This window comes from Rhizobacter sp. P2_D12, from assembly GCF_056404395.1.
The window spans coordinates 19,585-42,950 of sequence record NZ_JBFUEB010000009.1 but is presented as its reverse complement, the minus strand read 5'-3'; the positions used below and the strand labels follow the sequence as shown (position 1 = coordinate 42,950).

Below are 23,366 nucleotides of genomic sequence, written 5' to 3'. Positions count from 1 at the left end.
CAAGCTTCATGCCGCTTCGATCGATTTTCACGCTGCTGCTGGCTGCGTTTCTAGGGAGTGCCGCGGATGCGGCGCCGGCCGCCGACAGGCTGGAGCGCATCAAGGCGGCCGCCTTGCAGACGCAGGCGCAGTGCTATCCGCTGATCCACCACGACACCAACGAATTTGCCGACTGCGTGGCGCGCCGGCTGGCCGACCGCAGGATGAAACCGGAAGAGCGCCTGGGCACGCAGTATTTCGGCTGGGTCGGCGCGGTCAATTCGCTGCGCATGGGCATGCCGGGCGCGGTGGAGGCCGCCGGGCGCTTCCTCGGCCCGTTCCGCGCCGGCCAGCGCCGGCTGCGCATCAGCGACGACGCGCTGTGCAGCGTGATCCCCGGCGACTGCGTCGCCCGCAATGCGCGGATGCTGCAGATGGAGCGCGAGGCGGGGGCCCGCACCCAGCCCTGATCGCGTTGTAATATTCCATACATCCGCCGTATGGAGTCCGACAAATGGCGACTGGCATCACCCAACACGACGTCTGGGCCGCGAGCGACGCGCTGCTGCTGGCCGGCGAGCGACCCACCATCGAGCGCGTGCGCCGCAAGCTGGGGCGCGGCTCGCCGAACACTGTCAGCCCGTGGCTGGACACCTGGTACAAGCACCTGGGCGGGCGGCTGAAGGATCCGGGGTCGTTCGCGGCGCCGCCAGACGTGCCCGGGCCGGTGCTGCAGGCGGCGCGCTATTTCTGGGAGGCGGCGCTGGCCGAGGCGCGGCGCGACCTCGACGAGCGCGTGCGGGCCGGCCTGGCGGCGGCGGTGGCCAACGTCGAGGCCGAGAAGGAGCGGGCGCGCATTGCCGACGCGGCCGCCTTCGATGCCAGCGGCCGGGCGGTGCGCTTGCGAGCCGAGCTGGCCGAGGCGCGGCGCGAGATCGCCGAGCTGCGCGAGGCTATTGCCCGAACAGGCCCTTCACCACCCCGCCCAGCCCCTTGACCATGCCCGACAGGCTGACGCCCAGGCTTTCGGCCATGCCCGAGGCGATGCGCGTCGCGAGGTTCTCGTTCAGCGAGAACGACGGGTCGTCGAGCCGGCCTTCGAGCGTGAACTTGACGTCGAGCTTGCCTTGCTTCGTCATCGCCGACAGCACCGCCTGGCGCGGCAGGCCGGCGACGGTGCCGAGCGCGCCGTCGCTCGCGAACTCAAGGCCGGTCAGCGTCAGCTTGCCGGGGGCGTGCAGCTTGTTCTTCAGCACCGTGGCGCGGATGTCGAGGTCGGCCGCGCCGCGCCGCACGCCGCTCTCGGCCACCTTCAGCAGGTAGGGCTGCAGCGTGACCATGTCGACGCCGGTGAGGCGGGCGTGGATGTCGGCGTCGCGCGTGGCCGGTGTGTAGTCGCCCGAGATGGCGATGCGGCCGTCGCGCTGCGTGCCCTTGAAGACGGCGTCGAACTGGACCTTCAGCGGCTTGTCGAGCTGCGGCAGCACCAGCGGGCCGACCTGCGCGTCGAGCTGCTGCAGGCTCAGGCGCAGGGCCGGCTGGCGCACCGAGTTGTCGAAGAAATCGAGCTGTGCGGCGTCCAGCTCGACCTGGCCGATGGTCAGCAGCGGGCTGCTGGCGGCCGGTTCGGCGCTGCGCGGGGCGGCGGCGGGCTTGGGGTCGTGCTTGTCGAGCAGCGCCGGCAGCACGCGGGTGCGGCCATCGCGCGTGCGCAGCACCGACAGGTAGGCGGATTCGACACGCACCGTGGCGATGCGCCACGGTCCGCCGAACAGGCTGCGCAGGTCGGGCGTGACATGTACGCGGGCGGCGCGCAACTCGTCTTCGGCGGGCCAGCCGGGGGCGCCCTTGATGCGCAGGTCGAGCACCGAGATGCCGGTCCAGCCGGCCTCGATGGCGCCGATGCTGGCACGCGGGCCGAGCGCGGCGACGACCTGCGATTGCAGCTGGCGGGTGGCGATGCGCAGGCCGATGAAGAGCAGCAGCAGCGCGGCGGAAACGGCCGCGGCGAGCAGGGCCAGGCGGCGTCGGGAAGGGGTGAGCGGTGGCATGGGAGCCGCGATCCTACCTGCGGCGGAGCCGGTGTTCTCAGGCGCCGGGCGATGACCCTGGAACGCGTTCGAGGCGCCAGGCGCCGTACAGCGCGACGCAGGCCGTCACGGCGTTGGCGGCCATCTGCTCCCAGGCGTCATAGCTCCAGGCGTGGACCATCCACAGCCCGCAGACGGCGAGCATCGACAGCCGCAGCGCGCGCCCGGTCATGCAGAACATCGCGTAGGTCGACCACAGCGAGGCGCCGATCACGAAACCGGTGGTCCAGCCGTCCCAGGTCAGCAGGCCCACGACGACAGTGAGCGCGGCGAAGGTGGCCAGCGCGGTGCGACGGGTGCGTTCGCCGCGCTGCAGCGTGGCGGCCGAGGTGGCGGTGCGCCCGGCGCTGACGAGGGTGAGCGCCGCGGCGGCGTTGGCACCGAGCAGCACGTTGTTGAGGGCCCAGAGCAGGCCGGCGACGCCGGATTGCAGGCGCAGCTTCTTTTCGCAGCGGCGCAGCAGCGCGATGACGTTCAGCGCGAGCGCGCACAGGCCGGTGGCGTGGACCAGGAAATCGGAGGCCAGGACAGCGGCGAACATGGCCGTCAGTGTCCGGTCGGGAGGGGCAGGGCGGTCGCGGGAATCGAGGGGGGATGACGGCGTTTCTCGCGGCACGCCTTGCACCTTGTGGAGCCGGCCGCTGTCATCTGACATGCCAGTGGCTTCAAAGGCTGCGCTGTCCTGCGCCTACGCGCCGAATCTGCAGAAAGTAAGGAGCACACGCCCGCCGCTTGTTCCTAGGATCCCGCCACGCGCCCGAGCTGTTGGGGCTCCATCCACCTCTCGCCAGGAACCCAGCTCATGGCACTCCCACGTCCAAGTACCGCCCATCCCCGTGCTGTCGCCACCCAGGCTTCGGCCCTTCGGATGCAACGCTACCGCCGGTGGATCCGCAACGTGCAGCCGCGGCAAAGCGAAGCGCTTTGCTGCATGCTGGCCCATCGCATCGACAGCGAGCTGGCCCACTGCTCGCAGATGCCGCATGCCTACATGGCCTTCTTCCTCGAGGTGCTCTCGGATCCCTCGCTCTTCGGCCGCACCGGCGCCTGGAACTTTCCCCAGGTCCTCGCGCGCCGGCGGCATGCGCTCACGCTCACCGACTTCAAGCGGCTCGGCAACTGCGTGGTCGACAACTACGTGCGCTATCTCGACGAAGACCTCTGCCTGGCCTTGTGCGACCTGATCGCCCGCTGCTTCCACCTCGAGCATGCCGCGGCACTGCTGGCGCGCCTGAAGCTGCTGGAGGCGGGCAAGCCTTCGTCGCTGCAGGGCATCGCCGACGACGGGCTGCGCATCTTCTGGTCGCGCCGCAGCGGCGGCATCCCCGCCGCGTCGCGCAGCTGACGCCCGAGCCCTTACGATGGGGGCCGGTCCATCCCCGGCAAGACGTCTCCATGCCCACCATCCTGTTGACCGGTTTCGAACCCTTCGGCGGCGAAACACTGAACCCCTCGTGGGAAGCGGCCCGCGCGCTGCAAGGCGAAAGCATCGGCGGCGCGGTGCTGGCCGCACGCCGGCTCCCCTGCGTCGTCGACGACGTCACCCCGGCGCTGGTGCAGGCGATCGACGACGTCGACCCGGTCCTCGTGCTGTGCCTCGGCCTGGCCGGCGGCCGGCCCGACGTGTCGCTCGAACGCGTGGCGATCAACATCGTCGATGCGCGCATCCCCGACAACGCGGGGCGGCAACCGATCGACGAACCCGTGGTGGCCGACGGCCCCGCCGCCTACTTCTCGACGCTGCCCATCAAGGCGATGGCGCAGGCGCTGCACCACGGCGGCATCCCCGCATCGATCTCGGCCACCGCCGGCACCTACGTCTGCAACGCCGTCTTCTACGGCCTGGCCCACCACATCGCGACGCGCCGCCCCGCGCTGCGCGGCGGCTTCGTGCACCTGCCCTACCTGCCCGAGATGGCGACACGCCACCGCGGCGCGCCCAGCCTGGCGCTGGACACGCTGGTGAAGGCCGTGCGCCTGATGGCCGCCACCGCCCTGGGCACCGGGCGCGACATCAAGCTCGCTGCCGGCGCCACGCACTGAGAGGCGGGCTCAAGGCGGCAGCATCCCCTTGCTGCGGATCGTCGCCGTGCCTTGCTCGCTCGACAGGCTCTTCAAGAACGCCCGCGCCGCGGCCTGGTGCGTGCTGGCGCTGCCCACCGCCGCCGCGTACGTCGTGTAGTTCTGGACCGCCTCGGGCAGCAGGCCGACCAGGTCGACGCCGGCCACCGGCAGGATCTCGCTGACCTGGTGGATCGCGATGTCCGCCTCGCCCGTCACCAGCCGCTCGGCCACCAGCCCGCCCGCGACCAGCACTGCCTTCGCATGCACCGCGTCGGCAAGGCCCAGGCGCGTGAACAGCCCGTCCAGGTAGATGCCGCTGGAGCCGCCGGACGCCGGGTCGATGTAGGCCACCTTGCGCGCATCCACCAGCGCCCGCTTGAATTCGTCGACCGTGCCGATCGCCGGCTTCGGCGCACCGGCCTTCACCGCCACGCCGATCGCCACGCGGGCCAGCGTCGCCACGCTGTCGGACGACACCTTGCCGTCCTTGGCCAGCGCCTGCAGCCCGGCCGGCGTCAGCACCAGCACGTCGAAGGCCTCGCCGTCGGCCACGCGTTTCGCGACCGCGCCGGCGGTGTCGTTGACCACGGTGACGCTGTGGCCGGTGCTCGCCTCGAAGGGCGGCACCATCGCCAGCACCACCTGCTTGAAGGCGCCGGCGGTCAGCACCTTCAGCGTGTCGGCATGCACCGGGCACGCGATGACGATCCATGACAGGAACAGGGCACAAGCGCGCATCGCAAACCTCCTGGAAGTTGATTCAATCGCAGACGGCACGCATGCTAAGGCGCGCGTGTCCACCACTGGTCGTCGAAGTGCCCGCGCAGCCAGCCGATCAGCGCGCTCACCTTGCCGGGCACCAGCCGCGGCGACGGGAACACCGCGTGGATCTCCTGCGAGGGCAAGGTCCATGCCGCCAGCACCGGCCGCACCGCGCCGGCGCTCACCGACGCATGCGCCACATAGCAGGGCAGGGCGGCCACGCCCAGGCCGGCACGCGCGGCCGCCAGCAGGGCCGACAGGTTGTTCGAGCGCAGCGGCCCCTGCACCGGCACCTGCAGCGCCTCGCCATCAGGGCCGACGAAGCGCCAGCGTTCATCGCCCTGCACGGTGCTGTAGATCAGCGCCGCGTGCGTGGCCATCTCGCCGGGATGGGCCGGCGTGCCGTGCGCGTCCAGGTAGCCGGGCGAGGCCACGACCACCCACGGGTTCACGCCCAGCCAGCTCGCGCCCAGCGATGAATCGGCCAGTTGCCCCATGYGGATCGCGACGTCGACGCCTTGCTCCACCAGGTTGACGTAGCGGTCGTCGAAGCTCAGGTCGACCTGCAACTCCGGATGCTCGCGCATGAAGTCGATCATCAGCGGCACCAGCACGCGCCGGCCGAAGGCCACCGAGGTGCTCAGCCGCAGCTGGCCGCGGATGCCCGACTGCTGCAGGCTCGCCAGGTTGTCGGCCTCCTCCAGCTCGCGCGTGATCACCAGGCACTTCTGGTAGTACAGCGAGCCGATCTCGGTCGGCGTCACGCCGCGCGTGCTGCGGTGGAACAGGCGCGCGCCCAGCCGCTGCTCGAGCGCGGCCACGTGCTTGGTGGCGGTCGGCTGCGTGATGCCGAGGTCGGCCGAGGCCTTGCTGAACGAGCCGGTCTCGACCACGCGGATGAAGAGCTGCAACCCCTGCAATCGGTCCATCGGCCGACTGTAGGGCCAACACGCGGCGGCATTCCGACGCGGAATATCACATATCCCCTCACTTGGCTTCACGCAGTGCGGCGCGGCGGCGAGCATCCGCCCCACAAGACAAGGAGACCCCCATGGCGAAGATGAGAGCGGCGATGGCCGCGGTGCTGGTGATGGAGAAGGAAGGCATCTCGCAGGCCTTCGGCATCCCGGGAGCGGCCATCAACCCGCTGTACGCCGCGCTGCGCGAACGCGGCAGCATCGCCCACGTGCTGGCGCGCCACGTCGAGGGCGCCTCCCACATGGCCGAGGGCTACACCCGGGCCCGCGCCGGCAACATCGGCGTGTGCATCGGCACCTCGGGCCCGGCCGGCACCGACATGATCACCGGGCTGTATTCGGCGCAGGCCGACAGCATCCCGATCCTGTGCATCACCGGCCAGGCGCCGCGCGCACGGCTCTACAAGGAAGACTTCCAGGCGGTGGACATCGAGTCCATCTCGAAGCCGGTCACCAAGTGGTCGGTCACGGTGCGCGAGCCGGCCCAGGTGCCGCGCGCCTTCCAGCAGGCCTTCCACCTGATGCGCTCGGGTCGCCCGGGCCCGGTGCTGATCGACCTGCCGTTCGACGTGCAGATGGCCGAGATCGAGTTCGACATCGACACCTACTCGCCGCTGCCGGTCTACAAGCCGGCCGCGACGCGCGCCCAGGTCGAGAAGGCGCTCGACATGCTGCTGGCCGCCGACAAGCCGCTGATCGTGGCCGGCGGCGGCATCATCAACGCCGACGCCAGCGCTCAGCTGGTGGAGTTTGCCGAACTGGTCGGCGTGCCGGTGATCCCCACGCTGATGGGCTGGGGCACCATCCCCGACGACCATGCGCTGATGGCCGGCATGTGCGGGCTGCAGACCAGCCACCGCTACGGCAACGCGACGCTGCTCGCCAGCGATTTCGTGCTGGGCATCGGCAACCGCTGGGCGAACCGCCACACCGGCTCGACCGAGGTCTATTGCAAGGGCCGCAAGTTCGTCCACGTCGACATCGAGCCGACGCAGATCGGCCGCGTCTTCGCGCCCGACTACGGCATCGTCTCCGATGCGCGCGCCGCGCTGGCGCTGTTCATCGAGGTGGCCCGCGAGCGCCGGGCCGCCGGCACGCTGCGCGACTACCGCGAGTGGGCGTCGCGCTGCGCCCAGCGCAAGCGCCTGATGCTGCGCCAGTCGCACTTCGAGCAGGTGCCGATGAAGCCGATGCGCGTCTACGAAGAGATGAACAAGGTGTTCGGCCGCGACACCATCTACGTCAGCACCATCGGGCTGTCGCAGATCGCCGGCGCGCAGTTCCTGCACGTCTACGGCCCACGCCAGTGGATCAACTGCGGGCAGGCCGGCCCGCTGGGCTGGACGGTGCCGGCGGCGCTGGGCGTGGTGGCCGCCGACCCGACGCGCACCGTGGTCGGCCTGGCCGGCGACTACGACTTCCAGTTCCTGATCGAGGAGCTGGCGGTGGGGGCGCAGTTCCGCCTGCCCTACGTGCAGGTGCTGGTGAACAACGCCTACCTCGGGCTGATCCGCCAGGCGCAGCGCGGCTTCGACATGGATTTCTGCGTGCAGCTGTCGTTCGAGAACCAGAACATGCCGGAAAGCGACGGCGCGCTGCGCGGCTACGGCGTCGACCACGTGGCGGTGGTCGAAGGCCTGGGCTGCAAGGCGCTGCGCGTGACCGATCCCGAGAAGATCCAGGAGGCCTTGCGCACCGCGCAGGCGATGGCCGCGACGCACCGCGTGCCGGTGGTCGTCGAATGCATCCTCGAACGCGTGACCAACATCGCGATGGGCACCGAGATCGACAAGATCAACGAGTTCGAGCCCATCGACTGCCGCCACCCGCAGGGCCAGGAAGGTCTCGAGACCGCCGGCCTGCTCGACTGACCCCGAGGACACGCCATGCCACGCTTCGCCGCCAACCTGACGATGCTGTTCAACGAAGTCCCGTTCCTCGACCGTTTCGAGCGCGCCGCCAAGGCGGGCTTCAAGGCGGTGGAGTTCCTGTTCCCCTACGCCTGGCCGGCCGAGGAGATCAAGGCCCGGCTCGACGCCAACGGGCTGGAGCTGGTGCTGCACAACCTGCCGGCCGGCAACTGGGATGCCGGCGAGCGCGGCATCGCCTGCCTGCCCGACCGCGTGGCCGAGTTCCAGCTCGGCGTCACGCGCGCGATCGAGTATGCGACGGCGCTCGGCGTGCGCCAGGTCAACTGCCTGGCCGGCAAGGTACCGGGCAACTTCGCGAGCGGCCTGGTGCAGCGCACCTTCGTCGACAACCTGCGCTTCGCCGCGCCGGTGCTCAAGCGCGCCGGCCTCACGCTGCTGATCGAGCCGATCAACGTGCTCGACATCCCCGGCTTCCACCTGAGCCGCACGCAGCAGGCGCTGGAGGTGATGGACGAGGTCGGGGCCGACAACGTGCTGCTGCAGTACGACATCTACCACGCGCAGCGCACCGAGGGCGAGCTGGCCGCGACGCTGGCGCGCTGCCTGCCGCGCATCGGCCATGTCCAGCTGGCCGACAACCCGGGCCGCCACGAGCCCGGCACCGGCGAGATCAACTACGGCTACCTGCTGGCCCACCTCGACCGCATCGGCTACCGCGGCTGGGTGGGCTGCGAATACAAGCCGGCCACCACCACCGAGGCGGGCCTGGACTGGCTCCAGCGCCTGGCGATCTGATTCCCTTCCTGCAGGAGCTTCCGCATGACCTCTCATCCCCTCAAGCTCGGCTTCATCGGCCTGGGCATCATGGGCGCGCCGATGGCCGGCCACCTGATCCGCGCCGGCCACCAGCTCTTCGTGCACACGATCGGCAAGCTGCCGCCGGCGCTGGCGGAGTCGTCGGCGACGATCTGCCTGACCTCGCGCGGCGTGGCCGAGCGGGCCGATATCGTCTTCATCATGGTGCCGGACACGCCGGACGTCGAGAAGGTGCTGTTCGACGAGAGCGGCGTGGCCGCCGGGCTGTCGAAGGGCAAGATCGTCGTCGACATGAGCTCGATCTCGCCGATCGCCACCAAGGACTTCGCGCAGAGGATCAAGGCGGCCGGCTGCGAGTACCTGGACGCGCCGGTGTCGGGCGGCGAGGTGGGCGCGAAGAACGCCACGCTGTCCATCATGGTCGGCGGTGCGCAGGCCACCTTCGACCGCGTCAAGCCGCTGTTCGAGCTGATGGGCAAGAACATCACGCGCGTCGGCGGCAACGGCGACGGCCAGACCGCGAAGGTGGCCAACCAGATCATCGTCGCGCTGACGATCGAGGCGGTCGGCGAGGCGCTGCTGCTGGCGTCGCGGGCCGGTGCCGACCCGGCGCGCGTGCGCGAGGCGCTGATGGGCGGCTTCGCGTCGTCGAAGATCCTCGAGGTGCATGGCGACCGCATGGTCAAGCGCAGCTTCGACCCGGGCTTTCGCATCGAGCTGCATCAGAAGGACCTGAACCTGGCGCTCGGCACCGCGCGCGCGCTCGGCGTTTCGCTGCCCAACACCGCCACCGCGCAGGAGCTGTTCAATTCATGCGCGGCGCATGGCGGCAAGGCCTGGGACCACTCGGCGATGGTGAAGGCGCTGGAGACGCTGGCGAACCACGAGATCGGGCAACCGGTATCGTGAAATGTGCGCTTGAAAGGGGTTTAGGGTAAACCCTATAATTGGTGCTTCGATCATCAAACGACCCGGAGCACCCCATGAACAACCAAGCCATCACCTCGAAGTCGATCGACGCGCTGCGCACCGAAGAAACCGTGCGTGACCTGATCGCCGCGATGCCCATCGTGATCTTCGTCAAGGCCCTGCGCGCTGCATTCAGCCGCGGCTGATCCGACAAGATTCCCAAGAAAGCGGCCCCTTCCCGGGGCCGCTTTTTTTTCATTMAGGCGTGCGCCGGCACGATCTGCGAGATCAACGGCGCCCCGTCGCGCAGCAGGAAGTCCTTGAAGGCCTGCGCCACCGGTGGCAGCCGCTTGTTGCGCCGCTGCACCACGTACCAGTTCAGCATCAGCGGGAAGCCCTCGACGTCGAGCACCCGCAGGCTGCCGCCCTTCAGCTCCTGGCTGATGGTGTGCGCCGACAGGAAGCTGATGCCCATGCCGGCGATCACCGCCTGCTTGATGGTCTCGGTGCTGCGGATCTCCATCGCCACGTGCAGTTCGCCCAGGTCGCCGCCGAAACCTTCTTCCATCGAGTGCCAGGTGTCCGAGCCCTTCTCGCGCACCACGAAGTTCTCGCGCATCAGCGCGTCGCGGGCGATCTGCTTCACGCCGACCAGCGGGTGGCTCGGCGCCGCGACGATGACGTAGGGGTGCGGCGCGAAGGCCTCGTGCACCGTGTCCAGGTCGACCGGCGGCCGCACCATGATGGCCAGGTCGGTCAGGTTGTCGGCGATGTGGGTCAGCAGGCCTTCGCGGTTGTGCACCGTGAAGTTCAGCGTCACGCCGCTGTGGCGGCCGGCAAACTCCACCAGCAGCCGCGGGAAGAAGTAGTCCCCGGCGCTGATCACGCCGACGTTCAGCTTGCCGCCCGACACGCCGCGGAACTGCGTCATCGCGTACTCGGCCGCCTCGAACTGCTGGATGATGCCGCGGCTGATCTGCAGCAGCTCGCTGCCGGCGGGCGTCAGGTAGATCTTCTTGCCGAACTGCTCGAACAGCGCGTTGCCGGCATGCTCTTCCAGCTTGCCCACCTGCGTCGACACCGCGGGCTGCGTCAGGTGCAGCTCCTCCGCCGCGCGCGAGAAACTCAGCAGCCGTGCGACCGATTCGAACACCTTCAGCTGGCGCAGCGTCGCATTCTTCATCCGTCGGCCGCGATGCGTGCAACGTGCAGCAGGTTGGTGGTGCCCGACTGGCCGAACGGCAGGCCCGCCACCACGACCACGTCATCGCCGGGTTGCGCAAAGCCCTCGCTGCGCGCCGCCGCCGTCGCGCGCGCGATCATCTGGTCGACGTCGCTCACGCCGTCGATGCGCACCGCGTGCACGCCCCAGGCCATCGCCAGCCGACGCGCGGTGACGATGTCCGGCGTCAGGCTCAGGATCATCGGCACCGCCGGCCGCTCGCGCGCGGCGCGCAGGCTGGTGAAGCCCGACGAGGTGTAGGTCACGGTGACGGCCGGCGAGAGCAGGGCGGCCACCTGGCGCAGCGCGGCGCACACCGCATCGGCCGTGGTCGACTGCGCCGGCGTGTGCGTCGCATCGATGCCCTGGCGATACGACGCGCCGCCCTCGGCCTGCACGACGATGCGGTCCATCATCGCCACCGCCTCCAGCGGGTGCTTGCCCGAGGCCGACTCCGCGGACAGCATCACCGCGTCGACCCCGTCGTAGATCGCGGTCGCGACGTCGGACACCTCGGCCCGCGTCGGCACCGGCGACGAAATCATCGACTCCAGCATCTGCGTGGCCACCACCACCGGCTTGCCCTGGCGGCGGCACGACGCGACGATCATCCGCTGCAGCTCCGGCACCTGCTCGGGCGGCAGCTCGACGCCGAGGTCGCCGCGCGCGACCATGATGCCGTCGCACAGCCGGACGATCTCGTCCAGGTGCTCGATGGCGGCCGGCTTCTCCAGCTTGGCCATGATCCACGCRCGGTCGCCGACCAGCGCGCGCGCCTCGGTGATGTCCTGCGGCCGCTGCACGAACGACAGCGCGACCCAGTCGACGCCCATCGCGAGGCCGAACGCCAGGTCGTCGCGGTCCTTCGGCGTCAGCGGCGAGATCGGCAGCAGCACGCTCGGCACGTTGACGCCCTTGCGGTCCGAGACCGGCCCGCCCACCAGCACGGTGGTCTCGGCGAAATCCGCTCCATGCCGGTCGACGCGCAGCCGCAGCTTGCCGTCGTCCAGCAGCAGCTCGGTGCCGGCCTGCAGCGCCGCGAAGATCTCCGGGTGCGGCAGCGGCGCGCGCGTCGCGTCGCCCGGCGTCTTGTCCATGTCGAGACGGAAGCGCGTTCCGGCCGCCAGCTGCGCGCGGCCGCCGTCGAAGCTGCCCAGGCGCAGCTTCGGCCCCTGCAGGTCGAGCAGCACGCCGATCGGCCGGCCGACCTCTTTCTCCAGTGCGCGGATCATCTCCAGCCGCCGTGCATGGTCGGCCTGCGTGCCGTGGCTGAAGTTGAGGCGGAACACGTCGACGCCGCGCTCGAACAGCGCGCGGATGCCCGGTGCGTCGGCGGTGGCGGGGCCGAGGGTGGCGACGATCTTGGCGCTGCGCGAGCGTTTCATGGCTCAGGCCTGTGCCATCTCGTGCAGCCGCACCTGGCCGCGCTGGTCCTGCATCGTGCGGGCGAGCAGCTTGACCAGCGAGTACACGGTGTCGATGTGCGGCGTCGGGGTGTCGGTCAGGCGCGCCAGCTCGACCACCGCGCCGACCAGCGCGTCGATCTCCGGCGCGCGCCCGGCCTCCACGTCCTGCAGCATCGAGGTCTTGTGCTTGCCGACCTTCTCGGCGCCGGCGATGCGCTTCTCGAGCGACACGCGGAACTCGATGCCCAGCTTGTGCGCCACCGCCTGCGCCTCGCGCATCATCGCGGCGGCCAGGTCGCGCGACGGCGGGTACTGGCAGATGTCGACCAGCGTCGAATGCGACAGGCTGCTGATCGGGTTGAAGGTCAGGTTGCCCCACAGCTTGAGCCAGATCTCGGCGCGCACGTCCTCCAGCACCGGCGCCTTGAAGCCGGCGTTGCCGAAGCAGGCCGACACCTTGTTGACGCGCTCGCTGCTCGAGCCGTCCAGCTCGCCGACCGGCAGCCGCTCGCCCTCGATGTGCTTGACGAAGCCCGGTGCGACCAGCTCGGACGCCGGGTAGACCACGCAGCCGATCACGCGGTCGGCCGGGATCAGGTCGGCCAGCGTGCCCTGCGGGTCGACGCTGCGCACGCGGCTGCCTTCGAGCGGGCCGCCGTGCTTGTGGAAATACCAGTACGGGATGCCGTTCTGCATCGTGACGACCACGGTCTGCGGGCCGAACAGCTTGTGCACCTCGGGCGCCACCGCCTCGACCTGGTGCGCCTTCATCGCGAGGATCACCATGTCCTGCGGGCCGGCCTGCCCGTAGTTGTCGGTGGCGCTGACGTTGCGCGTCACGTGGTGCCACGCGTCCGGGGCGGTCAGCTTGATGCCGTTGCTGCGGATCGCGTCGAGGTTGGCACCGCGCACGATGAAGGTCACGTCTTCGCCGGCCAGTGCGAGCTTGGCGCCGACCAGGCCGCCGATGGCGCCTGCTCCGATGACTGCAATCTTCATGGGATTCTCCAGTGGTTTGATCAGTCGTACCGGTTGCTGAGCCTGCCGATGCCGCCGATCTCGACCTCGACCGTGCTGCCCGGCTTCATCGAGCCGACGCCGATCGAGGTGCCGCACAGGATCACGTCGCCGGGGTGCAGCGTCATGTCGTGCGAGATCAGGCTGACCAACTGCTGCACCGGGAAGCGCATGTCGCTGATCGGGTAGTCCTGGCGCAGCTCGCCGTTCAGCCAGGTGCGCACCGACAGCGTCGCCGGGTCGAGGCCGGTGGCCACCACCGGGCCCATCGGGCAGAAGGTGTCGAAGCCCTTGGCCCGCACCCATTGCGCGAACGACGCGTCGCGGTTCAGGATGTCGGCCACCGTCACGTCGTTGGCGCAGGTGTAGCCGAAGACATGCTCCAGCGCCCGCTCGAGCGGCACCGCGGTGCTGGTCTTGCCGATCACGATGCCGAGCTCGCCCTCGAACACCACCTTGCCGTCGCACAGCGGCTTGCGGATCGCGCCGCGGTGGTGGAACCACGAGTTCGGCGCCTTCAGCAGGTACAGCGGCTCGGCCGGCACCGGCAGCTTGAGTTTCTCGCCGAGTGCGTGGAAGTTGTTCCACAGCGCGATCACCTTGGTCGGCTGGACCGGCGCGCGCAGGTCGACGTCCGACCACGGCCAGGTGGCGCCGGTGGCGGCCGAGTGGCCGAACATGTCGCCCTCGTGCTCGTGCACGCGATCGCCCTGCAGCGTGCCGAAGCGCAGCCTGCCGGCGTGTTCGAAGCGGACCCAGTGTTGTTGCATGTCGTTCAGTCGAGGCTCAGGCATTCGGGACTCGCCACGCGGGCGAGCAGGGTGCCGACGTCGCCCGGGTGGCGCGCGACGCGGATGCCGCACTGCGCCAGCACCGAGAGCTTGGCGTTGGCGGTGACGCTGCCGCGGCCGGCGGGGGCAGTGACGCCGGCGATGAAGCCGATCACCGGCTTGCGCATGTGCTCGTGCACCCAGTGCGCGCACTGCTCCTCGGCATCGCCGCCGATCTCGCCGACCACCAGCACCGCGTCGGTGTCGGGATCGTCATTGAACATCTTCAGCACGTCGATGTGCGTGAGGCCGCCGACCGGGTCGCTGCCCAGGCCGACGACGGTGGACTGCCCGAGCCCGGCCGCGCCGAGCTGGCTCACCGCTTCGTAGGTCAGCGCGCCCGAACTCGACAGCACGCCGATGCGGCCGGGCCGGTGGATCGGTCCCGGCATGATGCCGACCTTGAGCTCGCCCGGCGTGATCACCCCCGGGCTGCTCGGGCCGAGCAGCGCCGTCGGGCTGCCCTGCATGCGGTGGCGGGTGCGGATCATGTCGCGCACCGGGATGCCCTGGGTGATGCAGACGACGAGCTCGATGCCGGCGTCCACCGCCTCGTCGATGGCGGCCGCGGCGAAAGCCGGCGGCACGTAGATCACCGACACGGTGGCGCCGGTGTGCCGCCGGGCCTCGCGCACGCTGCCGAACACCGGCAGCCCGACGCAGGTCTCGCCGGCCTTGCGCGGGTTCACGCCGCCGACGAAGCACTGGGCGCCGTGCGCATGGTCGAGGCAGGCGGCGGTGTGGAACTGCCCGGCCCGGCCGGTCAGGCCCTGCGTGATGACGCGGCTGTGGCGGTCGACGAGGATGGCCATGTCAATGCCGACGCAAGGCGGCCGACGCGGCGGCGACCACGGCCTTGCCGGCGGCATCGGCCAGGCTGATGGCGCCGATGACGGGCAGGCCCGACTGCGCGAGCAGCGTGCGGCCCAGTTCCTCGTGCGTGCCCTGCATGCGCACCACCAGCGGCACGCCGGGGCGGGCATGCCGCGCGGCCTCGATCACGCCGTGCGCGATCACGTCGCAGCGCACCAGGCCGCCGAACACGTTGACCAGCACGACCTGCAGGTCCGGGTTGCGCAGCATCGGTTTCAAGGCCTGCGCCACCTTGGCCGCCGTCGCGCGGCTGCCGACGTCGAGGAAGGTGGCGGGCGTGCCGCCGTACAGCTTGATGACGTCCAGCGTGGCCATCGCAAGGCCGCGGCCGTTGACCAGGCAGCCGATGTTGCCGTACAGCGGGATGCCGGCGAGGTCGAACTTCGCGCAGCCGCCGTCCGGCAGCTCGCCCGCGTCGGCGTCGCCGGATTCGCGCATCGCGGCGATCTCGGGCTGGCGGAAGAGGGCGTTCGGATCGAAGCGAAAACTGGCGTCGAGCGCGAGCACGCGGCCGTCGGTGGTCAGCACCAGCGGATCGATCTCGGCGCGCGAGGCATCGCGTTCGTCGAATGCGCGGTAGAGGTTGCGCAGGAAATCGCGTGCCTCGGGGATGGCCTTTTCCGGGATGCCGAGGCGGCGCGCGATGTCGTCGGCCTCGGCCGTCTTCAGGCCGGTGCCTGGGTCGATCAGCACCTGGTGGGTACCGCCCGTGCCGCCCTGGCCACAGGCCGACAGCGCGACGCGCTGCGACCTGCGGTCGACCATCAGCTTCACCTGGAACGCCTTGCGGATCTCCGCCCCTTGCTCCACCAGCAGTCGCCTGACGACGCGGCCGGCCGGGCCGGTGTGCGGCGTCACCAGGGTCGTGTCGAGCATGTCGGCGGCATGCCGGTGAACTTCGGAAAGCGATTTGGCGAGTTTCACGCCGCCGGCTTTCGAACGCCCGCCGGCATGGATCTGCGCCTTCACCATCCAGGATTTTCCGCCGAGCCGGCGCGCCACCTCGACGGCTTCGTCGGGGGATTGGCAGGGAAACCCGCGCGGCGTGGCCGCACCGTATTTCCGCAATATCGCCTTGCCCTGGAATTCATGGATGTTCATGACGGTTTCCGTTGGCCGCGGGCCTCAGGCGCCGAGTTCGCCGTCGAGCGCACGCGCCCAGTCGAAATGGCAGGGGCGGGCCGATTGCGGCACGGTGCCACGCTTGCGGTGCTCGGTCTTCTTCTGCTGGATCAGCTCGATCAGGAACGGCTCGTCATAGGCCGTCAGCAGGTGCGGCTGCTGCGTGCGCAGGTAATGCTGGATCTGGTCGCCGGCATTCTCGTTGCGGCTGATCAATTCCAGGTAGGTGTCGCGATCCCAATACCAGCGGAAACCGAGGTCGTAGAACGCCGCGTTGTACGCGTTGAGTTCCATTTCATCGTGGCGGTACTGGATGGGCAATTCGTCGATCATGGCGAGCTCCTCGAAAAAGAATGTCGGCATGATGAGAATCTAGATTCTGCGATCAATAATTGATAGTCAAACTATTTTATTGAATGCATTTGCGATCGGTTATGGATCGCGGACCCACGGCCTCAGATGACGCGCTCCGCGCGCAGCATCGCGACGTCGTCGGCGCTGTAGCCCAGCTCGCGCAGCACTTCGTCGGTGTGCTCGCCCAGCAGCGGCGAGCGCGTCACCTCGGTCGAGCTGTCCGACATCTTGATCGGGTTGCCCACCGTCAGGTACTTCCCGCGCTCGGGATGGTCGACCTCGACGATGGTGCCGCTCTTGCGCAGCGATTCGTCGGCGGCGATCTCCTTCATCGACAGGATCGGGCCGCACGGGATGTCGTACTGGTTCAGGATGTCCATCGCCTCGTACTTGTCCAGCGTCATCGTCCACTGCTCGATGCGCTTGAAGATCGGCTTCAGGTGGAGCAGCCGCGCCTGCGGCGTCGCATACGCCGGGTCGTCGATCCAGCTGGGCTCGCCGATCACCTTGCACACCGCCGGCCACACCGCCGCCTGCGTGATGAAGTAGATGTAGGCGTTCGGGTCGGTCTCCCAGCCCTTGCATTTCAGGATCGAGCCCGGCTGGCCGCCGCCCGACGCGTTGCCTGCGCGCGGCACCGCATCGCCGAACTTGCTGTCGGGGTACTGCGGGTACTCCTGCAGCACGCCGGCACGCTCCAGGCGCTGCTGGTCGCGCAGCTTCACGCGGCACAGGTTCAGCACCGCGTCCTGCATCGGCGCCAGCACCTGCTGGCCGCGGCCGGTGCTGTTGCGCTGGTACAGCGCGGCCAGGATGCCCAGCGCCAGGTGCAGCCCGGTGCCGCTGTCGCCGATCTGCGCGCCGGTGACGACCGGCGGGCCGTCGTCGAAGCCGGTGGTCGATGCGGCGCCGCCGGCGCATTGCGCGACGTTCTCGTAGACCTTGCACTCGGCGTACTTGCCGGGCCCGAAGCCCTTGACCGACGCGACGATCATGCGCGGGTTCAGCTTCTGGATGTGGGCCCAGGTGACGCCCATGCGCTCGAGCGCGCCGGGCGCGAAGTTCTCGACCAGCACGTCGCATTTCTTGATCAGCGTGTCCAGCACCTGGCGGCCCTTGGCCGTCTTGGTGTCCAGCGTGATCGAGCGCTTGTTGTGGTTGAGCATCGTGAAGTAGAGGCTGTCGACGCCGGGGATGTCGCGCAGCTGGCCGCGCGTCGCATCGCCTTCGCCGGCGCGCTCGACCTTGATCACGTCGGCGCCGAACCAGGCCAACAGCTGGGTGCAGGTGGGGCCCGACTGCACGTGCGTGAAGTCGAGGACGCGGACCCCGTCCAGTGCCTTGCTCATGGAACCATGTCTCCTGTTGTGGCGCGCAGCTCTTCTCTTCAGGCCGAGATGTCGGTCGATGACGTCCGCGCTTCGAGTTCGGCGAGCCGCTTGCGCAGCCCGCGTTCCTCGTTGAAGCGTATGGTCTCATCCCGGATCACGGCCGCGATCGCGGTGGGTTTTCCGTCGGCCGAGCGCAGCATCGCCACCGTGAAGGCGATCGACATCGCGCGCCCGTCCTTGTCCACCGCCGGCACCTTCAGCAGGTCGGTGCCGTACTTGGTGATGCCCGTGTGCATCGTCTTCTCGTAGCCCTCCCAGTGGCGCTTGCGCAGCCGCTCGGGAATGATCAGGTCGAGCGACTGCCCCAGGGCCTCGGCCTGCGTGAAGCCGAACATGCGCTCGCACGCCGGGTTCCACAACGTGATCGCGCCGGCGGCGTCGGTCACGACGATCGCATCGCCGATGGCGCCCACCAGTTGCTCGAAATCGACGGCGGCCATGGCGTTCACACCGCCTTCGCGGCGCGCAGTTCCTTGATCTGCGATCCGCTGTAGCCCAGGCCCGCCAGCACCTCGTCGGTGTGCTCGCCCAGCAGCGGCGATGCGGTGATCGTCGGCTTCATGTCGGAGAACTTGATCGGGCTGCCCACCGTCAGGTAGGTGCCGCGCTCCTTGTGCGGCACCTCGGTGATGGTGCCGCTCGCGCGCAGAGACGGGTCGTTGGCCAGCTCCTTCATCGTCAGCACCGGCGCGCACGGGATGTCGAACTTGCGCAGGATGTCGACCGCCTCGAACTTGGTCTTGTCGGCCAGCCAGGTCTCGATGGTGGCGAAGATCTCGGTGATGTGCGGCTGGCGCGCCTTGGCCGTCATGTAGTTGGGGTCGGTGATCCATTCCGGCTTGCCGATCGCCTTGCAGATCGGTTCCCAGGCATGGCCCTGGATCGTGAAGTAGATGTAGGCGTTCGGGTCGGTCTCCCAGCCCTTGCACTTGAGCACCCAGCCCGGCTGGCCGCCGCCGCCGGCGTTGCCGCCGCGCGGCACCACGTCGCTGAAGGTGCCGTGCGGGTATTGTGGGTACTCCTCGAGGAAGCCCAGGCGGTCCAGGCGCTGCTGGTCGCGCAGCTTGACGCGGCACAGGTTCAGCACGCTGTCCTGCATCGACACCGCGACGCGCTGGCCGCGGCCGGTCTGCTGGCGGCCGATGATGGCCGTCAGGATGCCGATCGCCAGGTGCATGCCGGTGTTGCTGTCGCCGAGCGCGGCGGCGCTGACGGTGGGCGGGCCGTCCCAGAAGCCGGTGGTCGAGGCCGCGCCGCCGGCGCACTGCGCGACGTTCTCGTAGACCTTCAGGTCATCGTAGTGGTGGCCGTCGCTGAAGCCCTTGACCGACGCGACGATCATCTTCGGGTTCAGCTCGCTGATGCGTTCCCAGGTGAAGCCCATGCGGTCGAGCGCGCCGGGGCCGAAGTTCTCGACCAGCACGTCGCTCTGGCGGATCAGCGTCTCCAGCACCTGCTTGCCCTCGGGCGTCTTGGTGTCCAGCGTCAACGAACGCTTGTTGCTGTTGAGCATCGTGAAGTACAGCGCGTCGACGTCGGGGATGTCGCGCAGCTGGCTGCGCGTCACGTCGCCGGAGCCGGGGCGCTCGACCTTGATCACGTCGGCGCCGAACCAGGCCAGCAGCTGGGTGCAGGCGGGACCGGCCTGCACGTGGGTGAAGTCGATGATCTTGATGCCGGCAAGCGGCAGGGATTTGGTGCTCATGTGGTCGTTGCTCCTGGTGGACTCTGCGATTACTTCTTGGCTGCGCTCTGGGGATTCAGGTTCGTCAAGCGGCCGCTCTCGGTGCCCGCCGTCTCATCGATGACGGCGTTSATGACGGTCGGCTTGCCGGAGGCGATGGCCTCGGTCAGCGCACTGGCCAGTTCCTCGGGGGTGGTGGCGTTGAAGCCGATGCCGCCGAAGGCCTCGATCATCTTGTCGTAGCGCGCGCCCTTGACGAACACCGTGGGCGCGACGTCCTTGCCGCCGGTCGGGTTCACGTCGGTGCCGCGGTAGACGCCGTTGTTGTTGAAGATCACGGTGCACACCGGCAGCTGGTAGCGGCAGATGGTTTCCAGCTCCATGCCGCTGAAGCCGAAGGCGCTGTCGCCTTCGATCGCGACCACCGGCTTGCCGCTGACGACGGCCGCGCCGATCGCATAGCCCATGCCGATGCCCATGATCCCCCAGGTGCCGGAATCGAAGCGCTTGCGCGGCTGGTACTGGTCGATGATGCTGCGCGCGTAGTCGAGCGTGTTGGCGCCCTCGTTGACCAGGTTGATGTCCGGGTGCAGCTTCAGCACGTCGCGGATCGAACGCAGCGCGCTGTGGAAGTTCATCGGCGACGGGTTCTGCGCCAGCGTCGCGGCCATCTTGGACAGGTTCTTGTCCTTGCGCTCGGCGATCGCGCCGATCCATTCGGCCGACGGCTTCGGGAAGTTCGGACCCAGGCCCGCCAGCAGCGCCGACACGCAGGAGCCGATGTCGCCGATCACCGGGGCTGCGATGGCCACGTTGCTGTCGATCTCGGTCGGCGAGATGTCGACCTGGATGAACTGCTTGGCCAGCGGCGCGCCCCAGGTCTTGCCCTTGCCGTGCGACAGCAGCCAGTTCAGGCGCGCGCCGACCAGCACCACCACGTCGGCCTCGGCCAGCACGAACGAGCGCGCCGCGGAGGCCGACTGCGCATGCGTGTCGGGCAGCAGGCCCTTGGCCATCGACATCGGCAAGTAGGGGATGCCGGTCTTCTCGACGAAGGCGCGGATGTCGGCATCGGCCTGCGCGTAGGCCGCGCCCTTGCCGAGCAGGATCAGCGGCCGCTTCGCGCCCTTCAGCACGTCCAGCGCGCGCTGCACCGAGTCGGGTGCCGGCAGCTGGCGCGGCGCTGCATCGATCACGCGCACCAGCGACTTGCGGCCTTGCACCGCGTCCATCGTCTGCGCCAGCAGCTTGGCCGGCAGGTCCAGGTAGACACCGCCCGGGCGGCCCGACACGGCCGCGCGGATCGCGCGTGCCACGGCGATGCCGATGTCTTCGGCATGCAGCACGCGGTAGGCCGCCTTGGCGTACGGCTTGGCGGCGTTCAGCTGGTCCATCTCTTCGTAGTCGCCTTGCTGCAGGTCGACGATCTCGCGTTCGCTGGAACCGCTGATCAGGATCATCGGAAAGCAGTTGGTCGTCGCATTGGCGAGCGCCGTCAGGCCGTTCAGGAAACCCGGGGCCGACACCGTCAGGCAGATGCCGGGCTTCTGCGTGATGTAGCCGGCGATGGCCGCGGCGTTGCCGGCGTTCTGCTCGTGCCGGAAACCGATGAAACGCATGCCCTCGGCCTGTGCCAGGCGCGCCAGGTCGGTGATCGGGATGCCGACCAGGCCGAAGATGGTGTCGATGTCGTTGTGCTTCAGTGCGTCGATGACGAGGTGGAAACCGTCGGTCTGAGGGTTTTCCACGAGCGCGCTGTCGGAGAGGACGCCGGCATCGGTTTTCTTGCTGGATGCCGGTCGGGTTTCGATGACGGAAGACATGTCTCTCCTTTTATTGGGCTCGGTGAGGGGTGAATCTCGAATGCGAGCCACGACTATGATTGGGGCCTCCTCGATGCACCGTTGACTGCGGTCAAGATTCCTGAAAAGAGCCCGAAGGCTGCGATGACATTTCTCGTGAATCACCCCGAGCGCAACGTGATCCGCGTGCAGCTCAAGCGGAACGTCGTCCTCGAAGGTCTCGGCGACGACGACCGCGCCGAACTGGAAACGCATCTCACCGTCGTCGACGGCCACAAGGGCGATTTCCTGCTGCACCAGGGCGTGCGCGACATGGTCCAGTACTTCATCCTGGACGGCATCCTGAAGCGCGTGGTCTCGAACCAGGAAGGCAAGGAGATGATCCTGCGCTTCGCCGACGAGGGCGACATGGAGACCAGCTACGCCGCGTGGCGGCTTGGCACGCCCACGCCCTACGGCATCGTCTGCGTCACCAAGGCGCGCGTGGCGAGCATGCCGATGAAGGAGTGGGCCGCGTTCCTCGAATCACGTGCGAAGGCCAAGCAGGACTTCGAGTACAACGTGATGAAGGTGATGAGCGAGATCATGGCGCACACGATCACGCTGCACTTGCTCGATGCCCCGGGGCGGGTGCATCGCTTCTTGCGCAAGCATCCGGCCCTGGTGGACCGGATCCCGCAGAAGGAGCTGGCGTCCTACCTGAACCTGTCGGCAGAGACGCTCAGCCGCCTTCGTCACAGCGGCAAGATCTGAGCCGATCCGTTCGCCCTGAGCTTGTCGAAGGGTCGGGCCTTCGACAGGCTCAGTCCCTGCTCAGGGCGAACGGGGCTCGTTGACGTCCGTTCAGCCGGTTTGCAGCGCAGACTGTTCCATCTGCTTGCGCCGCATCGGCCGCAACACGAACCAGGCCATCAGCGCCGCCACCGCATTCATCACGCTGGCGACGATGAACACCGTGTGCCAGCTGCCGGTGGCCGTGGCCAGCACGCTGGACAGCGGCACCAGCAGCGAGGCCGTGCCCTTGGCGGTGTACAGCATGCCGGCATTGGACGCGGCGTACTTGGAGCCGAAGGTGTCGGCGCAGGTCGACGGGAACAGGCTGTAGATCTCGCCCCACGCAAAGAACACCAGGCCGGTCAGGATCACGAACAGGACCGGGTTCTGGCCGAAGTTGTACAGCAGCAGGATGCCCACCGATTCGAGCGCGAACGCGATCAGCATCGTCATCTCGCGGCCGATCTGGTCGGACACCCAGCCGAAGAAGGGACGCGTCAAGCCGTTGAGCACGCGGTCGATCGCGAGGGCGAAGGTCAGCGCCGGCAGGATCAGGCCCATGATGTTGACGGGCACGTCGATGATCTTGAAGTCCTTGGCGATCGGTGCCAGCTGCGCGGTGGCCATCAGGCCGCCGGCCGCCACCATCACGAACATCACGTACATCACCCAGAACACCGGCTTGCGCAGCACTTCGGTGGGCGCGTAGTCGCGCCGGGTCTGCTGCACGCGGCCGGTGGACTGGCCCTGCTTGTTGGCATGCTCCGGTGCACGCACCAGCGCCCACGACAGCAGGAACACGATCAGGCCCTGGCCGATGCCGAAGTACAGGAAGGCCGCTTCGTAGCCGCTCGACTTGATGTAGGCCGAGATCGGCACGATGGTCAGCGCCGAGCCGGCACCGAAGCCGGCGGCGGTGAGGCCTGCGGCCAGGCCGCGGCGGTCCGGGAACCACTTCAGCGCGTTGCCGACGCAGGTGCCGTAGACGGCGCCGGCACCGACGCCGCCGACCGCAGCCGCGATGTACAGCATCGTCAGCGAGTCGGCGAACGAGTTCATCACCCAGCCGAGGCCGCACAGGATGCCGCCGACCAGCACGACCGGGCGCGGGCCGAAGCGGTCGACCAGGTAGCCTTCGATCGGCACCAGCCAGGTCTCGGTGAGCACGAAGATCGTGAAGGCCACCTGAATGGCGGCGCGGCTCCAGCCGTGCTTGTCGGCGATGGGGTTGACGAACAGCGTCCAGCCGTACTGCAGGTTGGCGATCATCGCCATGCACACGATCCCCATCAGCAACTGGCCCCATCGGAAAAACCGATGCTGGCTGGCTGTGCCGGTGTGGCCGGATACGGCCGGGTTGGGGATCGCTACCGAGGGGCGGTTCATGGGACTGTCCTTTGTCTCGAAGGGTCGATGAGCGGGC

General features: G+C 68.8%; 23 protein-coding genes and 1 pseudogene. 8 read left to right on the top strand and 16 right to left on the bottom strand.

Features of this window, described 5'->3' with window-relative positions; all coding sequences use genetic code 11:
- Window positions 1–8: 8 nt before the first annotated feature.
- Together AC1DYN_RS04575 and AC1DYN_RS04570 are read left to right on the top strand one after the other, a co-directional pair.
- On the top strand, window positions 9–449 hold the full coding sequence (locus AC1DYN_RS04575; protein WP_477957926.1) for a hypothetical protein: 441 nt from the start codon (window positions 9–11) through the stop codon (window positions 447–449).
- Window positions 450–493: 44 nt separating this feature from the next.
- The gene (locus tag AC1DYN_RS04570) at window positions 494–976 is read left to right on the top strand and encodes a DNA-binding protein (RefSeq protein ID WP_477957925.1); all 483 of its coding nucleotides are present in this window, start codon (window positions 494–496) and stop codon (window positions 974–976) included.
- Here AC1DYN_RS04570 and AC1DYN_RS04565 read toward each other — a convergent pair.
- Entirely contained in the window at window positions 933–2,030 is a 1,098-nt protein-coding gene (locus tag AC1DYN_RS04565; RefSeq protein WP_477957924.1) for a DUF748 domain-containing protein, read from the bottom strand. The two genes, AC1DYN_RS04570 and AC1DYN_RS04565, sit on opposite strands and share 44 nt — an antisense overlap.
- A gap of 37 nt (window positions 2,031–2,067) precedes the next feature.
- Entirely contained in the window at window positions 2,068–2,610 is a 543-nt protein-coding gene (locus AC1DYN_RS04560) for a YgjV family protein (RefSeq protein WP_477957923.1), read from the bottom strand.
- Window positions 2,611–3,000: 390 nt separating this feature from the next.
- On the opposite strand from AC1DYN_RS04560, the gene AC1DYN_RS04555 reads away from it, so the two are divergent.
- Entirely contained in the window at window positions 3,001–3,414 is a 414-nt protein-coding gene (locus tag AC1DYN_RS04555) for a hypothetical protein (RefSeq protein ID WP_477957922.1), read from the top strand.
- 50 nt (window positions 3,415–3,464) lie between these two features.
- Window positions 3,465–4,112: a pyroglutamyl-peptidase I gene (gene pcp / locus AC1DYN_RS04550; protein ID WP_477957921.1), complete on the top strand. Its 648-nt coding sequence runs from the start codon at window positions 3,465–3,467 to the stop codon at window positions 4,110–4,112.
- A 9-nt stretch (window positions 4,113–4,121) separates the two neighbouring features.
- Here pcp and AC1DYN_RS04545 read toward each other — a convergent pair whose 3' ends face one another.
- Together AC1DYN_RS04545 and AC1DYN_RS04540 are read right to left on the bottom strand one after the other, a co-directional pair.
- The gene (locus AC1DYN_RS04545; RefSeq protein WP_477957920.1) at window positions 4,122–4,871 is read right to left on the bottom strand and encodes a molybdate ABC transporter substrate-binding protein; all 750 of its coding nucleotides are present in this window, start codon (window positions 4,869–4,871) and stop codon (window positions 4,122–4,124) included.
- Window positions 4,872–4,915: 44 nt separating this feature from the next.
- On the bottom strand, window positions 4,916–5,824 hold the full coding sequence (locus tag AC1DYN_RS04540; RefSeq protein WP_477957919.1) for a LysR family transcriptional regulator: 909 nt from the start codon (window positions 5,822–5,824) through the stop codon (window positions 4,916–4,918).
- A 122-nt stretch (window positions 5,825–5,946) separates the two neighbouring features.
- Between AC1DYN_RS04540 and gcl the strand changes: the two genes are divergently transcribed.
- Genes gcl through glxR form a run of 3 tightly spaced genes read left to right on the top strand, consistent with a single transcriptional unit; the run spans window position 5,947 to window position 9,468 of the window.
- Complete coding sequence (gene gcl / locus AC1DYN_RS04535; RefSeq protein ID WP_477957918.1) at window positions 5,947–7,743, top strand: glyoxylate carboligase; 1,797 nt, start codon at window positions 5,947–5,949, stop codon at window positions 7,741–7,743.
- Between the two features lie 15 nt (window positions 7,744–7,758).
- Window positions 7,759–8,538 (top strand): hydroxypyruvate isomerase, encoded by a 780-nt coding sequence (gene hyi / locus AC1DYN_RS04530; RefSeq protein WP_477957917.1) that lies wholly within the window; start codon window positions 7,759–7,761, stop codon window positions 8,536–8,538.
- A 24-nt stretch (window positions 8,539–8,562) separates the two neighbouring features.
- The gene (gene glxR, locus AC1DYN_RS04525; RefSeq protein ID WP_477957916.1) at window positions 8,563–9,468 is read left to right on the top strand and encodes a 2-hydroxy-3-oxopropionate reductase; all 906 of its coding nucleotides are present in this window, start codon (window positions 8,563–8,565) and stop codon (window positions 9,466–9,468) included.
- Window positions 9,469–9,712: 244 nt separating this feature from the next.
- Here glxR and AC1DYN_RS04520 read toward each other — a convergent pair.
- The 11 genes and pseudogenes from AC1DYN_RS04520 to oxc all read right to left on the bottom strand — a co-directional run.
- A pseudogene (locus tag AC1DYN_RS04520) lies at window positions 9,713–10,651 on the bottom strand (LysR family transcriptional regulator); the annotation flags it as partial.
- Window positions 10,648–12,075 (bottom strand): pyruvate kinase, encoded by a 1,428-nt coding sequence (gene pyk, locus AC1DYN_RS04515; RefSeq protein WP_477957915.1) that lies wholly within the window; start codon window positions 12,073–12,075, stop codon window positions 10,648–10,650. The gene pyk and the pseudogene AC1DYN_RS04520, both read right to left, overlap by 4 nt.
- 3 nt (window positions 12,076–12,078) lie before the next feature.
- Window positions 12,079–13,095, bottom strand: a complete 1,017-nt coding sequence (locus AC1DYN_RS04510; protein ID WP_477957914.1) for a 2-dehydropantoate 2-reductase — start codon at window positions 13,093–13,095, stop codon at window positions 12,079–12,081.
- A gap of 20 nt (window positions 13,096–13,115) precedes the next feature.
- Window positions 13,116–13,883 carry a fumarylacetoacetate hydrolase family protein gene (locus AC1DYN_RS04505; protein ID WP_477957913.1) on the bottom strand — a complete coding sequence of 256 codons (768 nt, stop codon included), beginning with the start codon at window positions 13,881–13,883 and terminating at the stop codon, window positions 13,116–13,118.
- Window positions 13,884–13,888: 5 nt separating this feature from the next.
- Complete coding sequence (sucD, locus tag AC1DYN_RS04500) at window positions 13,889–14,755, bottom strand: succinate--CoA ligase subunit alpha (protein ID WP_477957912.1); 867 nt, start codon at window positions 14,753–14,755, stop codon at window positions 13,889–13,891.
- Between the two features lies 1 nt (window position 14,756).
- Window positions 14,757–15,917, bottom strand: a complete 1,161-nt coding sequence (gene sucC, locus AC1DYN_RS04495; RefSeq protein WP_477957911.1) for an ADP-forming succinate--CoA ligase subunit beta — start codon at window positions 15,915–15,917, stop codon at window positions 14,757–14,759.
- Window positions 15,918–15,941: 24 nt separating this feature from the next.
- Window positions 15,942–16,271 carry an HAD family hydrolase gene (locus AC1DYN_RS04490; RefSeq protein WP_477957910.1) on the bottom strand — a complete coding sequence of 110 codons (330 nt, stop codon included), beginning with the start codon at window positions 16,269–16,271 and terminating at the stop codon, window positions 15,942–15,944.
- A 122-nt stretch (window positions 16,272–16,393) separates the two neighbouring features.
- Window positions 16,394–17,641, bottom strand: a complete 1,248-nt coding sequence (gene frc, locus AC1DYN_RS04485; protein ID WP_477957909.1) for a formyl-CoA transferase — start codon at window positions 17,639–17,641, stop codon at window positions 16,394–16,396.
- Between the two features lie 38 nt (window positions 17,642–17,679).
- Window positions 17,680–18,123, bottom strand: coding sequence for a PAS domain-containing protein (locus tag AC1DYN_RS04480; RefSeq protein WP_477957908.1), 444 nt, complete (start codon window positions 18,121–18,123; stop codon window positions 17,680–17,682).
- Between the two features lie 5 nt (window positions 18,124–18,128).
- On the bottom strand, window positions 18,129–19,388 hold the full coding sequence (gene frc / locus AC1DYN_RS04475) for a formyl-CoA transferase (RefSeq protein ID WP_477957907.1): 1,260 nt from the start codon (window positions 19,386–19,388) through the stop codon (window positions 18,129–18,131).
- 29 nt (window positions 19,389–19,417) lie between these two features.
- Window positions 19,418–21,190 (bottom strand): oxalyl-CoA decarboxylase, encoded by a 1,773-nt coding sequence (gene oxc, locus AC1DYN_RS04470; protein WP_477957906.1) that lies wholly within the window; start codon window positions 21,188–21,190, stop codon window positions 19,418–19,420.
- A 123-nt stretch (window positions 21,191–21,313) separates the two neighbouring features.
- Between oxc and AC1DYN_RS04465 the strand changes: the two genes are divergently transcribed.
- Window positions 21,314–21,922, top strand: a complete 609-nt coding sequence (locus tag AC1DYN_RS04465) for a Crp/Fnr family transcriptional regulator (protein WP_477957905.1) — start codon at window positions 21,314–21,316, stop codon at window positions 21,920–21,922.
- A gap of 90 nt (window positions 21,923–22,012) precedes the next feature.
- Here AC1DYN_RS04465 and oxlT read toward each other — a convergent pair whose 3' ends face one another.
- Window positions 22,013–23,329 (bottom strand): oxalate/formate MFS antiporter, encoded by a 1,317-nt coding sequence (gene oxlT, locus AC1DYN_RS04460; protein WP_477957904.1) that lies wholly within the window; start codon window positions 23,327–23,329, stop codon window positions 22,013–22,015.
- Window positions 23,330–23,366: the final 37 nt, after the last annotated feature.